The sequence below is a fragment of the uncultured Sunxiuqinia sp. genome, from assembly GCF_947495665.1.
Taxonomy (GTDB): Bacteria; Bacteroidota; Bacteroidia; order Bacteroidales; family Prolixibacteraceae; genus Sunxiuqinia; species Sunxiuqinia rutila.
The window spans coordinates 201938-216199 of sequence record NZ_CANLZV010000001.1; the positions used below are offsets into that span (position 1 = coordinate 201938).

Consider the following 14262-nt stretch of genomic DNA (forward strand, 5'->3'; position numbering starts at 1 on the left):
ATTTTTTGAAAGATGTTGACGGAAATTGGCGAAACCTGATTTTTGTTTGCTTCGTAGCTTTTTATTAACGCTTATTTTGCCCAAAATTCAGTTTATGGAATCTATTCGTGAAATCTATCGTATCGGACACGGTCCTTCCAGCAGTCATACCATGGGACCCCGAATTGCTGCCGAGCAATTTCTGACTGCGAACCCGGAGGCCACAAAATTTAAATGTACCCTTTACGGAAGTTTGGCTGCTACCGGTAAAGGACACTTGACGGATTTTGCCGTAGATGAGGTGTTTAAACGTTTCCCTTTGGAAATTCTTTGGGAACCGGATACCTTTCTTCCGTTTCATCCCAATGCCATGAAATTTGAAGCCTGTAGCGAGGACGGACAAAAGCTTCAGGAAAAAATTTATTACAGTGTTGGAGGCGGTGCTGTGTTGGAAGAAGGGGAGCAGAAGGAAACGAAGAGGGTTTATGAATTATCGAATCTTGAAGATATTTTAAGTTGGTGCCATACCCACAAAAAACAACTTTGGGAATACGTTGAATTTAATGAAGGACCTCAAATTTGGAAATACCTGGAACAGGTTTGGAAAACCATGAACGAGGCCATTAAACGGGGCATGAAACAAGAGGGAACTTTGCCCGGAGGCTTGCATCTGCCGCGCAAATCAGCGATATTTAAGCAGAAAGCCGAACATTTTACCGGACCATTTAAGAAGCGCTCGCAATTGTTTGCCTATGCCTTGGCGGTATCGGAAGAAAATGCCAGCGGTGGGCTGATTGTTACCGCACCTACTTGTGGTGCAAGCGGTGTTGTTCCCGCTGTATTGAAGTATTATAAGAAAGTTTACAAAATAGATCTGAAACACATTTTGCGTGCTTTGGCTACGGCCGGGTTGATTGGCAATTTGGTGAAACACAACGCCTCTATTTCGGGTGCCGAAGTGGGCTGCCAGGGCGAAGTAGGAACTGCCTGTGCCATGGCGTCGGCGGCAGCAACCCAGCTGATGGGAGGTACTGTAAAACAGGTTGAGTATGCGGCTGAAATGGGATTGGAGCACCATCTGGGACTGACCTGTGATCCGGTTGCCGGCCTGGTCCAGATTCCTTGTATTGAGCGCAATGCCATGGCTGCTGAGCGTTCGCTGGCACACAATACCTATGCCTTGATGAGCGATGGAGAGCATCGGATTAGTTTTGATGAAGTGGTGGAAACCATGTATCAAACCGGCAAAGATTTGTCGAACCACTACAAAGAAACCAGCAAAGGTGGGCTGGCGCGTTACCAGGCCCTTCCGAAATACTAGGACAAAAAAGAAGACCAATCACTTCCGGCCATTAGGCTGAGGTGATTGGTCTTCCTGGTTATTAAAGTTTGACCCTGATTGGACAGAATACCGAAACAGGCTTAGTTGTATTTTCTAAAGTAGGCGTTTAGGCGGTCAGTGAGCCGGGCATAAATGGGCCTTGTAAATTCGATGAACAGATCTTGCGGGGCTGGTGGCGGAACCGCTTTATTGTTCAGAATTCGAACTTGCTCTTTGGTTAGCACACCTTCATCACCAACAAATATTCCGTATTGATTTCGCCATAAAAACTCTCCCGGCACTTCTTCACTCAGAATTAACTTCCGGCTTTGGAACTCTTCAATTTTGACATTCAGCAAGCCTTGTGACATCACTTCATCACTGATGATTTTGATTTTTCCTCGCAAACGTTCCTGGCGTTTTTCAATGCGGGTGGAGTCGCGGCCCACTTTTACTTCAACTTCACGCTCAACAATACGATCAAGGTTTTCCTGCTTTTCGAAGTGTTGCGGTTGGCCGATGAAAAAGTCATAAAACTCCATCCGTACAACCATGTCCGGGTAGTCAAGCTGTTGTCTATTTGCTTCGTCGGGCGTGTAAAAGGCCACAAAGCTGGAGCTGGGGTAGAGCTGTTTCATCCGGTTGATAACTTGCTCGTAAAAGAATTCAGCCGAGAGTTCATATTTCCGCAGCGGAAAGGCAATCGATTCGAGAATAACATGAATGGTTGCCCGGTCTTTGGCCAGGTACATTTTATCCAGAACATCTTTATACGAGGGCACCAGTTGGTCGGCCTGGGCGAAATGGTAATAGGCATCCTTGGCATCTTCGCGTGTTGGCCTGGACAGGCTCATAAGTCCGGCCTGGTATCGTTCTTCCGCGGCCCGGTTGGTAGCCTCGCTCAATTCGGAGGTGTACACTTTGGGCGAAGAAACAATTTTTCGTGCGGCAGGGATTCTGCGAATCATGTTGCTCAGATGATTCACCCGATTCATGACTTGGAGTGTCTTGCCCCATTTAAACGGATCGTTTCCATTCAGGATATGATCGATTTCTTCCTGGTAATAATCCATGGCCATGGGATAGCCGTTACGCACCACGTTTTGAGCTTTTTTATTGTCCGGATCACTACTCAGGCGGTTTACCGCTTTTTCAATTGCTTCGCTGTAATTTCCGCGGTCAAGTGCTTTTTTTCCCGACGAGCAGGCGCCAAGCAAAAACAAAACCACAATCAAGTACCCCCAGTTTTTCATCCACATAGTTTTTTATTTTCAATGGTAACCGATGCTACGCCTATCGAACTTTCAAGCTGAAAAAGCTTAATTCACCGTTCAATATTTCAGTTCGTTTCATTCGGTTGAAGTTGATTTTATTGAATTTTGTCAAAAATAACTTTTTTTTCTGTCCGTACTCCTTTTTGTGTTATAGGGTATAAGCTAGTTTTACCCCTTGGATGGGACCTGACCGAAAAGGGACCAGCGCAACACGTGTGTTTTTATTGTACTTTTCACTAACCAGATTCCCCACAAGAATCCCGAGTACTGCACCACCTGCGACATCGCTTAGCCAATGGCGGTTGTCGTAAATTCGAGAAAGGCCGGCAGCTGTGGCAATCGAATACGAAATGATGGGGACGGCTGGGGTATCGGCATATTGGTTGGCTATAACCGATGCAACAGCAAAGGCGGCCGTCGTGTGTCCGGATGGAAAGCCGGTGCCTTCGAGGGGACCGTTAAACTCAAAAGGATCGGCTCCGGTATCGGGGCGCGCACGGCCAATCAGGCGCTTGGGAATTTGTACAAAGAGACTGGCCAATAAGAAACTTTCACCGGCCAGCAGGGCTGTCGACTGGCTTTTGCTGTTGCCGGCCAGCAGGCCGTGAGCCATAAACCCACCAATAACGGCCAAGGCATATTCTTCGCCCAGCGGTTCCAGAAAATTGGCTGTTATTCGCTCACCCGATTTGTCGGCCTGTGTGTGCCAATCCTGAAAAGCGTCCTGTACAGGCTGGTCGACTAATGTGAGCGCAGCTAATGAAGCTGTCAATACGCCGGCGGTTGTCCAGTCGCGGCTATCCCACCGGGCTGGAGCAGTGACCAGTTTCTTGGTGTCGCGCCATCCTTTTTGAATGAATTGCCGGTTTAGCTTGAGGGTGTCAATTTGCGCCGATAATACGACGGGTAATGCAATTAAGACAATGAGCAGGTTCTTTTTTAGCATAAATGTTATTGATTTTTCAGTTGCAATGATCACAACTTTTCTTGTAGGAAACAAATTAAAATTCACCATCGAAATTTAAATTTTCTTGAAGAATAGGGATACCTTTAGCCGCTAAAACAGAGGTTATGCTTGAAATGGCGAATTACGATAAAACTTATCGGCAGGTTGATTTTTCGACAGAAATGCTTGCCGGAAAGGAATTTGATGAATGTCAGTTTATCAATTGCTTGTTTACCGGCTGCGATTTGTCGGAAACCGAATTTTTGAATTGTAGTTTTGAAGATTGCACGATGATGATGCTTAAGCTGAATGGTACCGGGATGAAAGAGGTTCGGATGAAAGGATGTAAACTGACCGGTTTTGATTTTAGCTTGTGCAACGATTTTTTGTTTCAGGTCGACTTCATCTCCTGCCAACTGGATTATGCGTTGTTTACCGGGAAGAAAATGCGCAAGACGCGTTTTTCCGGCTGTTCCATTATTCAGGCTGACTTTTCGGAGTGTGATTTGACAGAAGCGGTTTTTGATGATTGTGTGCTTACGGGAACCACTTTTTACCGGACCCTGTTGGAGAAGGCTGATTTTCGGACGGCAACCGATTTTTCGTTCGACCCGGATGAAAACCGACTGAAAAAGGCCCGGTTCTCCTTAGAAGGCTTGCCGGGTTTATTGCAGAAGTACAATATTCTGATTGAGTCTTGACCGAAAGGTTGTTTTGAGGTGAAGGTCGTTTCCCTCAAGCCAAAGATTTTTTTGGCTCAATCAGGATGGAAATCCTTCGCGATGCTTAATATTTTTGCAGGGTGATTACTTCCTGTTGATCACCTTTTGGCAACGAAATCTTTAATTCGTTTGCTGTTAGGTTGGCCAGCCCCCGAACGGTTTCTCCGGCAGCTGTTGTCCATTCCAGCGTATAAACATCGCCCAGGCCGGAAGGCGACAAGGTGCCAATGGTTTGCAGATTTTGATAGCCAAGTAGCTCCCCATTGAGCAAAATCAGTTGCTTTCGGCCAGCATCAGCATCTACCAGGTCAATAAAATAGGAGTAATTGTAGAAGAGGTTGGCTGGTTTGTACAACGCTTGCGGATTGGTTGCCTGAGCCTGAACTGTTGGAGCCGGAGCAGCCTCAGGAGCGGCCTGCTCAACCTGTTGTGCCGGAGTTGGAGCCGGAGCAACTGCCACTTGTGGGCTTGCATTCGGGTTGACGGGCAATTGGTTTAAATCCTTGAATGCTTCGGCGATAGCCTCGGCATAGCCTTTTTGAAAGTCCTTTGAGCGTCCGGTTCCTTCCTGCGACCAAACCACCCGGTTGCGGCAGTCTTTCAGTTCAACTTTCAGCTTATTCTTAAACATGTTGTTTATTTTTATCAGGTTGACCGTTAGAACATCGCAAAACTCATCATTGCTCAACTCGGCCTGAAACGTGTTTTCAATCGACTTGGCATTCAATTCATTTTGAATGGACGAGCTGAGCCCGTAAGGATTTAGCCCATTGGCAAAGTCGGGAAACTGCGTTGGAATAATGACATATTTATAAGGTGTTTGGGAATAAGCCAGCACACTAAGAACCAGCAATCCGGTAAGGAGGATAAGTTTTCGCATGATTTAATATTTTCTCAGATTTTCTGACCAAACTTACAAAATTTTCTTGGTCAAGCTGATTTCAATTCTGGTTTTTATTGAGGCTTTTGGGGCACGTTTTTTCAAGGTGAAATGATCGCATAACCAATGTTAATGGGTACTAGTTCATGCTTTTAAAAGCGAAAAAAGACCAGCTCGGAGGCCAGTCTTTTCATTGAATTGGCAAGGTGTGCTTAATTATTTTTCACAGAGAACTTGTAAATCGTTGTTGAATTCAGCGTATCACCGGGCTCCAGAACCGTGTTTGGGAAGTTGGGGTGATTGGGCGAATCGGGGTAATGCTGAGTTTCCAGGCACAAGCCATAACGATGTTCGTAAGTTTTTCCGCTGCGTCCGGTTAAGGTGCCATTTAGGAAGTTGCCGGTGTAAAACTGAACGGCAGGTTCTGTGGTGAAAACTTCCATGTAGCGACCTGACTTGGGCTCGTAAACGCTGGCGCAGAACGTTAGTTCGTCTGCTTCCTGATCCTTATTCAAAATGTAGTTATGGTCGTATCCTCCGGCAACAGCCAACGCAGGCATGTCCGAGTCGATGCGTTCGCCAACAGCATGGGGTGTTGTGAAATCCATATCGGTTCCTTTAATCGAAACAATTTTGCCGGTTGGAATCAGCTCATTATTCAGAACTTCGGTTGTTGAATCGGCATCGATGACAACAACATGATCCAGAATATCGCCATTGCCTTCTCCTTTTAGGTTGAAGTACACGTGATTGGTCAGGTTAAACGGACAGGCTTTGTCGGTTGTGGCCTGGTAGTCAATTTTCAGTTCGTTTTTGTCGGTTAAGGTGTAGGTTACCGTAACCTCTTTGTTGCCGGGAAAGCCGGAAGCTCCGTCCGGGCTGATCAAGGTCATGGCCACTGCCGGTCCGTCAGCGGTTTTCAGTTCTTTGGCCTCATAAACCTGGCGGTAAAAACTTTGGGTTCCGGAATGTAAGTTGGCTTTGTGGTTATTCACTTCCAGCTTGTACACTTCACCGTTTAGCTCAAACTGAGCATTGGCAATACGATTGGCATAAGGCCCTACAACTGCACCTTGCCCGGCATCCTGGGTTTGGTACTCAGCAATGGATTTGAAGCCTAAGGCAACATCAGCCAGCTTGCCCTCACGGTCGGGAACCAGTATGGAAACAATTTTTGCCCCATAATTGGTTAAGGTCACTTTCATCCCATGGGCATTTTCCAAGGTGTATAACGTTGTTGTTTTGCCATCAATGGTACTTTCAAAATCAGCTTTGGCATACAAAGCATCTTCCTTTTTTTGAGCGGGTTGTTGACAAGCAATTCCTGCGATCAGGAATAGAAATGCGAGTTTTTTCATTGGTTTATTCATTTTGATTAAAGCTAGTTATTATTTCATAAAGGTTGTTAATACTTTTATTGGGTCAAACAAATTTATATAAATTTGCGTTGTAAGTACAGATGACAAAGAAAATTCTTCATATTACAATGTTAGTGATTATGATGGTATCCACCTTAGGATTTACCATCACAAAACACTATTGTGGTGAAGATTTAGTTGATACGTCTGTTTCAGGCAATGTAGAAACCTGCTGCGATATGGAAGAAGGGGACTGCTGCCACAATGAAGCGCAAACCTATCAATTGGATCAGGACTATACGCCTGCCGTGGTGATTAGTCATGTTGATTACATTGCGTTTGTCATTTTTGAAATTCCCCGGTTTGTCATTGAATTACTGGGAGAAACAACTCAATTTTTGAATGTCGCCACCAAGGGAGAGTCGCCTCCCTTCAAAAGGGTGCTCCACTTCCTTTCTGATATTCAGGTTTACCGTTTATGATTTTTTGATTGCCCCGATTTCATTGGGATGAAATCGGATGTGGTAGGCTGTATGCTCGTTGCATATAGTGCTACTTTTTGTCATTTATAGCAATCAAAAAAAAAATCATAAAGTTGAGACGGTATGCTGAATAAATTTATTCGTTTCTTTTTAGAAAACAAGCTGGTAACCTTCCTGTTGCTCCTGGTTCTAGTGGGCTGGGGAATGGTTAACTCACCTTTTCGATGGGACATTGGTATTTTGCCCAATGATCCTGTTCCGGTTGATGCCATCCCCGATATTGGGGAAAACCAGCAAATTGTATATACCGAATGGCCTGGCCGTTCGCCACAGGATATTGAAGACCAAATTTCTTATCCGCTGACCACATCGCTTTTGGGAATTCCCGGAGTGAAAACCATTCGAAGTAATTCCATTTTTGGCTTATCCAGTATTTACATCATTTTTGATGAAGATGTTGAGTTTTACTGGAGCCGCACGCGAATTTTAGAGAAGCTGAATTCGCTGCCACCGGGCACTTTGCCGGCAGATGCTACACCTGCCTTGGGGCCTGATGCTACAGCGCTGGGCCAAATTTACTGGTACACCCTTGAGGGACGCGACAGAGATGGAAATCCGGCGGGAGGTTGGGATCCGCACGAATTGCGAACCATTCAGGATTTTCATGTGCGTTATGCATTAACGGCTGCCAAAGGGGTGGCCGAGGTCGCTTCCATTGGAGGATTTGTAAAAGAGTACCAGGTAGATATTGATCCGGCTGCGATGAAAGCTTATGGGGTGACCATTGCGCAGATTATGACTGCCGTGAAAAGCAGCAACCTGGATATTGGTGCCCGAACCCTGGAGTTTAACCGCGCCGAATATTTGATTCGGGCCCTAGGATACATCAAAAATCTGGGCGATTTGGAGGAAAGCGTGGTGGCCGTGCGCGATCATGTCCCGGTTCGGTTGAAGGATGTTGCTAAAATTAACTTTGGGCCGGCCACACGTCGTGGCGGACTGGATAAAGGCGGCGCCGAAGCAGTTGGTGGGGTAGTGGTAGCCCGTTATGGAGCCAACCCATTAGAAGCCATCGAGCATCTTAAAGAAAAAATTGCGGAAATAAGCCCGGGGCTGCCTTCGAAAACGCTGGACGATGGTACTGTTTCGAAAGTGACAGTGGTGCCGTTTTACGACCGCACTGGTCTGATTAAAGAAACCTTGGGAACGCTAGAAGAGGCCTTGTCTTTGGAGATTCTGATCAGTATCATCGTGGTCATAGTGTTGGTGCTGAACCTGCGGGCATCGTTGTTAATTTCCAGCTTGTTGCCCATTGGCGTGCTAATCACCTTTATTACCATGCGACAGTTTGGTGTGGATGCCAATATTGTTGCGCTTTCAGGTATTGCTATTGCCATTGGTGTGATGGTTGACGTGGGAGTGGTCTTTTCCGAAAATATTATTCGGCATATTGAGCTGCCCGAAAATGTCGGAAAGAAAGGAAAGCAACTTTTGCAGGTCGTTTATGAAGGAACGACCGAGGTGGCTGGTGCAGTAATGACGGCTTTGCTGACGACCATTATCAGTTTCTTGCCGGTGTTTGCTATGGAAGCGGCTGAAGGAAAACTGTTCCGTCCGCTGGCTTTTACCAAAACCTTTGCCATGCTGGCTGCCTTGTTGATCGGGCTGGTGCTCATTCCAACCTTTGCCCATGTGGTTTTTTCGATTAAATATGATAAAAGTCGATCCAAAAAACTCTGGAGTGGCTTGTTGGTGTTGGCAGGTATTGTCCTGGCAGTGTGGTCGGGGAACTACATTGCTTTATCGCTGACGGCTTTTGGAATCAATGGTTGGTTGGCTGATCGGTGGCCGGCCCATCGCCAGCAGTGGGTGAACTACATCAATGTGGGAATCACGCTGGCCGTGGTTGTTTTTTTCCTGACCAAAGCCTGGATGCCTCTGGGGGCACAAAACTCCCTGTTGATCAACTTCCTCTTCGTCATTTTAATCGTGGGAACCATCCTTGGATTCTTGATGCTTGTTGTGCGTTTTTACCCTCGGATTCTGAAATGGTGTTTGAACCACAAGTGGGCCTTTTTGAGTGTTCCCATTTTGATTATTCTATTCGGAATCACAGCCTGGCAAGGGGTTGACAAACTGTATGGTTTTATGCCCAAATTTGTGAAGGAAACCAAGCTATGGGCTTCTGCCAGTGAGAAGTTTCCCGGTATTGGAAAAGAGTTTATGCCTACCCTGGATGAAGGTTCTTTCTTGCTGATGCCCACAACTATGCCGCACTCAGGTATTGAGGAAAACCTGGAAGTGATTCGCTTGCTGGATAAAAAAGTGAATGCAATACCGGAGGTTGAAATGGTGGTTGGTAAATGGGGGCGGGTGAACTCCGCGCTTGATCCGGCTCCGGTTTCGATGTATGAAAATGTCATCAATTACAAACCGGAATACATGCTGAATGAAGACGGCCACCGCATGCGCTTTAAAGTCAATAAAGAAGGGGCTTTTGTGCTGAAAGATGGCAGTACCTATAATCGGGCCGATGAAGGTTTCCGCCTGATTGAACAAGAAAGACTGGTGGAGGATAAAAATGGCGAATATTTCCGGCAGTGGCGTGATAAAATTCATTCACCCGATGATATTTGGGATGAAATTTTACAGAAGGCAACCATTCCCGGTCTGACCTCAGCGCCCAAACTGCAGCCCATTCAAACACGTTTGGTGATGTTGCAAACCGGTATGCGTGCTCCGATGGGGATTAAAGTGTTTGGACCCGATTTGGAGAGCATTGAAAAAGTGGGGCTGCAACTGGAAACGGAGCTTCAACATGTGGAAGGGGTCGAGCCCATGTCGGTGTTTGCTGACCGGGTGGTTGGAAAACCTTACCTCGAACTGAACATCAAGCGTAAGGCGCTGGCCCGTTACGGATTGACTGTGGAAAGCCTGCAGGCGGTGATTGGAAGTGCCATCGGAGGCATGCAGCTGACCACCACCGTAGAAGGACGGGAACGCTTTCCGGTTCGGTTGCGCTATGCCCGCGAATTTCGGGATAACCCCGAAGACCTGCAGTCCATTTTGATTCCGACGCCTTCGGGCATGCAAATTCCGCTGGCCGAGCTGGTGGACATGCAATATACCCGGGGACCTCAAATGATTAAGAGCGAAAATACGTTCCTGGTGGGCTATGTCATTTTCGACAAAAAGGAAGGCTATGCCGAAGTTGATGTTGTTGAAAATGCTCAGGCTTATCTGAATGAAAAACTGGAAGATGGCTCGTTTGTGTTGCCGGCCGGTATGAGCTATGTATTCACCGGAAACTACGAAAACCAGATTCGGGCAACAAATCGCCTGCTTATTGTGATTCCGATTTCGCTGATTGTGATTTTCCTGATCCTGTACTTTCAGTTTCGTTCTGTAACCTCAACCACGCTGATTTTTTCAGGAATACTGGTTGCGCTTTCAGGTGGCTTTATCATGATCTGGCTGTACGGACAACCTTGGTTTATGAATGGAACCTTGGCGGGGCACAACCTGCGTGATCTGTTTCAGGTGGGAACGATTAACCTGAGTGTGGCCGTTTGGGTGGGCTTTATTGCCCTGTTTGGGGTAGCCACCGATGATGGGGTGCTGATCAGCACTTACCTCAATCAGCTTCGGGAAAAACATACTCCACAAAGCATTAGCGAAGTGCGGGCCATGGTGTTGGAAGCCGGTTCCAAGCGGGTGCGTCCGGCTATGATGACCACGGCTACGACACTGATTGCACTGATTCCGGTGCTTACCTCAACCGGGAAAGGTTCAGATATTATGGTGCCTATGGCTATCCCCTTGTTTGGAGGAATGACCATTGAGGTGCTGACCATGTTTGTGGTGCCGGTTTTATACAGTATGTGGCAGGAAAAACAGGTGAAAAACCGGACTAAAAAATTAAAATCATGAAACAGAATCCTTTTATAAAATATTTAACCGGGATGTTATTGTTGCTGCTCCTTAGTATGGGGGCGGGGGCACAGGAACAGCTGAATACTTACCTGGTGCGGGCAGCTGAAAACAACCCGAACCTGCAAGCCCGGTTTTACGACTATATGGCAGCCTTGGAACAAGTGCCCCAGGTGAAAGCTTTACCCGATCCGCAGGTGGCTTTTCCATCGTTCACGCTGCCGGCTGGAGCACGCGTTGGTGTTCAGCAATACAAGTTCTCGGCCACGCAAATGTTTCCGTGGTTTGGTACCCTGAAAGCCAGGGAAAATGTGGCCGTACAACAGGCCAAGGTGAAGTATGAGCTTTTTGAGGAAACCAAGTCAGCCTTGTTTAATGACGTTCGTGCGACCTATTACAATTTCTATTTCAACGAAAAGGCCATTCGTATCATTCAGGATAACCTGCTTGTGCTGGAGCGTTTTCGGCGCATGGCAGCCATCAAGGTCGAAGCCGGAATGGTGTCGGCGGTGGATCAGTACCGGCTTGAAATGGAAACGGGGGATCTGGAGAATGAACTGGCTTTGCTGAAAGACCAACGGCAGGTGTTGCAGGTTCAGTTTAATAAGCTGTTGAATGACGATCGCAATCAGCCTATTGATTTGCCGGATGAACTTTGGGAAACCGAAATGGCCCAAAGCAAGACGGCAGCGCTGGATAGTATTCTGAATCAGAATCACCAGCTGCTTAGCCTGGACTTACAACAAGAAGCCTTGCGCTTTAAGAAGGAGTTGGCTGAAAAGTCGGGCAAACCTACCTTCTCGCTCGGTATTGATTATTCCATTGTTGAAAAAGGAGCAATGCAGCCCAAAGGGACTGATTCGTTTATGTTTCCGAAACTTGGCCTGACGATACCACTTTACCGTAGTAAGTACAAGGCGATGGTGCAACAGGTAGCGTATGAAGAAACGGCGAATGCTTTTGAAAAGCAAAGCTTGTCGAACAGCCTGGAAAGCTTGTTTGAAATTGCCTGGAAAGAGTACCTGGATGCGAAGCGTCGAAAGGCTTTGTATCTGAGTCAGACCGAGCTGGCCGAGAATTCTCTGAGTATTCTGGAAACTGAATATGCCTCCAGCAGTCAGAATTTTGAAGAGATTTTGAGAATGGACCGGAAGCTGCTGGAATATGCCCTGGAACTGGAAAAAGCCAAAACCGATCAACAGGCGGCTATTTCCATGATTCATTATTTGATGGGGAATTAATCGGGAGGTTCAATTAACGTTTTAGACTATCAGAATATATTGTGATGAAAAAATTTAATCAATACATACAAGAAAACTATAAGTTCCTGCTTGGAGCTTTAGTGTTTGGCCTGTTTTTGGGCTGGGTGTTCTTTCATTCTTCAGCCGAAACAGCAAGTTCAAAGTCACTGACCGAAGGCCATGAGGGCCATGATCATGAATCCGATGATCCAACCACCTGGACCTGTTCCATGCACCCGCAGATTCAACAGGAGAAACCGGGCGATTGCCCCATCTGCGGGATGGATCTTATTCCGCTGGCTTCGATGAATGCCGGTGGAGAAGATATTGACCCCAATGAAATTCAGCTGAGTGAATCGGCTGCCAGTCTGGCCAATGTGCAAACCAGCCGTGTGGTAAAAGCCATTCCGAAGAAAACCATTCACATGCAAGGAAAGGTTGAGGCGGATGAGCGCAAGGTCTCCGAACTGACGGCCCGGTTTGGCGGGCGCATTGAAAAATTGTTTGTCAATTTTACCGGGCAGCAAGTGCGCCAAGGCGAGAAGCTGGCTACCATTTATTCTCCGGAATTGCTGGCTGCCCAGCGCGAACTAATGGAAGCCATGAGCTACCGGGAAACGCGTCCGGGACTTTACCGGGCTGCCCGGAATAAGCTGAAGTTGTGGGACCTGACGGATGCGCAGATCGATGCGATTGAGGCCTCTAAAACACCGCAGCAGTATTTTGATGTGCTGTCGCCCATTTCGGGCACGGTGAATAGTCGCAATGTGGCTATTGGCGATTACGTGAAAGAAGGACAGCAATTGTTTAAGCTGATCGACTTAAGTAAGCTTTGGGTGATGTTTGATGCCTACGAAAATGACCTGCCCTGGATTAAAGCAGGCGATGAAATGGAGTATACCATTCAGGCTTTACCTGGTGAAACCTTTACCGGTAAGGTACGCTACATCGACCCTTTTATTGATCCAACAACGCGTGTGGCAAAGGTTCGTCTGGAGTTGAACAATACACAACAAAAGGTGAAACCCGGCATGTTTAGTTCCGGCGTATTGGAATCTTCGATCGCCAACGAAGCTCAATTGCTGGTTCCTAAATCCGCTATTTTATGGACCGGGAAACGGGCCGTGGTGTATGTGAAAGTGCCGAACCGCGAAACGCCCTCCTTCCTTTACCGCGAAATTGTGTTGGGACCGGTTGCCGGCGACAGCTATGTGGTTGCCGACGGCCTGCATGAAGGCGAGGAAATTGCCACCAATGGCGTCTTCAAGATTGATGCCTCCGCTCAGCTTCGTGGCTTGCAAAGCATGATGAATCCGGAGGGAGGAATGGGATCAACAGGCCATCAGCACGGTGATATGAACATGGGAGCAAACGCACAAGGTGAACATGCTCAGTTTAAAGCTGCCGGTAATTGCGAAATGTGCAAAGACCGGATTGAAAAAGCGGCACTAGCAGTTAATGGCGTTTTCAGTGCGCATTGGGATGCGGAGCAACAACTGGCCCACTTGCAATACGATTCGAAGAAAACCAATCCGGAGAAGGTGCAACAGGCCATTGCCAATGCAGGACACGACACCGAAAAATTCAAAGCACCGGATTCGGTATATAATGAACTGCCGGAATGCTGCTTGTTTGATCGGCTGTCTTATACTGCTCAAGCAACTACGCCGGCTAAGGAAGAACACGCCCACTTTAAAGCTTCAGGTAATTGCGAGATGTGCAAAGACCGGATTGAAAAAGCGGCTTTAGCTGTTGGCGGGGTTTCAAGTGCCCAGTGGAATGCGGAAGAACAAATGATCCATTTGCAGTACGACCCGAAGAAAACGAGTCCGGATAAAGTGCAGTTAGCCATTGCCAAAGCTGGTCATGATACCGAAGAGTACAAGGCACCAGATGCGGTTTATAACGATTTGCCGGAATGCTGCTTGTACCGCGAGGAATAGAATAAAAAGTTTCGGAATCAGGACGTGCCGGATGCTACAACTAAGCCGGGTGCAATACGTCTTGATTCCGAAACGAACCGGAGCCTCTCATGGGAGTCGAACCCACGACCTGCTCATTACGAGTGAGCTGCTCTACCACTGAGCTAAAGAGGCTTAGTGATGTAAAATTAATTGATTCTTACAAGA

The 14262-nt window shown here is 47.1% G+C and carries 10 protein-coding genes and 1 tRNA gene; 6 read left to right on the forward strand and 5 right to left on the reverse strand.

The window, feature by feature from the left end; all coding sequences use genetic code 11:
• Window positions 1-94: 94 nt before the first annotated feature.
• Window positions 95-1300: an L-serine ammonia-lyase gene (locus Q1A18_RS00870; RefSeq protein WP_299576367.1), complete on the forward strand. Its 1206-nt coding sequence runs from the start codon at window positions 95-97 to the stop codon at window positions 1298-1300.
• 101 nt (window positions 1301-1401) lie between these two features.
• Here the strand turns inward: Q1A18_RS00870 and Q1A18_RS00875 are convergent, their stop codons facing one another.
• Window positions 1402-2553, reverse strand: a complete 1152-nt coding sequence (locus tag Q1A18_RS00875; RefSeq protein WP_299576369.1) for a hypothetical protein — start codon at window positions 2551-2553, stop codon at window positions 1402-1404.
• 169 nt (window positions 2554-2722) lie between these two features.
• Window positions 2723-3520 carry a phosphatase PAP2 family protein gene (locus Q1A18_RS00880; RefSeq protein ID WP_299576371.1) on the reverse strand — a complete coding sequence of 266 codons (798 nt, stop codon included), beginning with the start codon at window positions 3518-3520 and terminating at the stop codon, window positions 2723-2725.
• A 125-nt stretch (window positions 3521-3645) separates the two neighbouring features.
• Between Q1A18_RS00880 and Q1A18_RS00885 the strand changes: the two genes are divergently transcribed.
• Window positions 3646-4221: a pentapeptide repeat-containing protein gene (locus Q1A18_RS00885; RefSeq protein WP_299576373.1), complete on the forward strand. Its 576-nt coding sequence runs from the start codon at window positions 3646-3648 to the stop codon at window positions 4219-4221.
• Window positions 4222-4306: 85 nt separating this feature from the next.
• On the opposite strand, the gene Q1A18_RS00890 is transcribed toward Q1A18_RS00885, so the two are convergent.
• Window positions 4307-5122 carry a hypothetical protein gene (locus Q1A18_RS00890; RefSeq protein WP_299576375.1) on the reverse strand — a complete coding sequence of 272 codons (816 nt, stop codon included), beginning with the start codon at window positions 5120-5122 and terminating at the stop codon, window positions 4307-4309.
• A 212-nt stretch (window positions 5123-5334) separates the two neighbouring features.
• Window positions 5335-6480 carry an aldose epimerase family protein gene (locus Q1A18_RS00895; RefSeq protein WP_299576377.1) on the reverse strand — a complete coding sequence of 382 codons (1146 nt, stop codon included), beginning with the start codon at window positions 6478-6480 and terminating at the stop codon, window positions 5335-5337.
• A 140-nt stretch (window positions 6481-6620) separates the two neighbouring features.
• On the opposite strand from Q1A18_RS00895, the gene Q1A18_RS00900 reads away from it, so the two are divergent.
• From Q1A18_RS00900 to Q1A18_RS00915, 4 genes are all read left to right on the forward strand, one after another.
• Complete coding sequence (locus Q1A18_RS00900; protein ID WP_299576379.1) at window positions 6621-6962, forward strand: hypothetical protein; 342 nt, start codon at window positions 6621-6623, stop codon at window positions 6960-6962.
• Between the two features lie 123 nt (window positions 6963-7085).
• A complete protein-coding gene (locus Q1A18_RS00905) occupies window positions 7086-10892 on the forward strand; it encodes an efflux RND transporter permease subunit (protein WP_299576381.1) in 3807 nt (1268 codons plus the stop codon).
• A complete protein-coding gene (locus Q1A18_RS00910) occupies window positions 10889-12133 on the forward strand; it encodes a TolC family protein (RefSeq protein WP_299576383.1) in 1245 nt (414 codons plus the stop codon). The genes Q1A18_RS00905 and Q1A18_RS00910 overlap by 4 nt, the downstream gene beginning before the upstream one ends.
• A 44-nt stretch (window positions 12134-12177) precedes the next feature.
• The gene (locus Q1A18_RS00915; protein WP_299576385.1) at window positions 12178-14076 is read left to right on the forward strand and encodes an efflux RND transporter periplasmic adaptor subunit; all 1899 of its coding nucleotides are present in this window, start codon (window positions 12178-12180) and stop codon (window positions 14074-14076) included.
• A gap of 81 nt (window positions 14077-14157) precedes the next feature.
• Here the strand turns inward: Q1A18_RS00915 and Q1A18_RS00920 are convergent.
• Window positions 14158-14229: transfer RNA gene (locus Q1A18_RS00920), tRNA-Thr, on the reverse strand.
• Window positions 14230-14262: the final 33 nt, after the last annotated feature.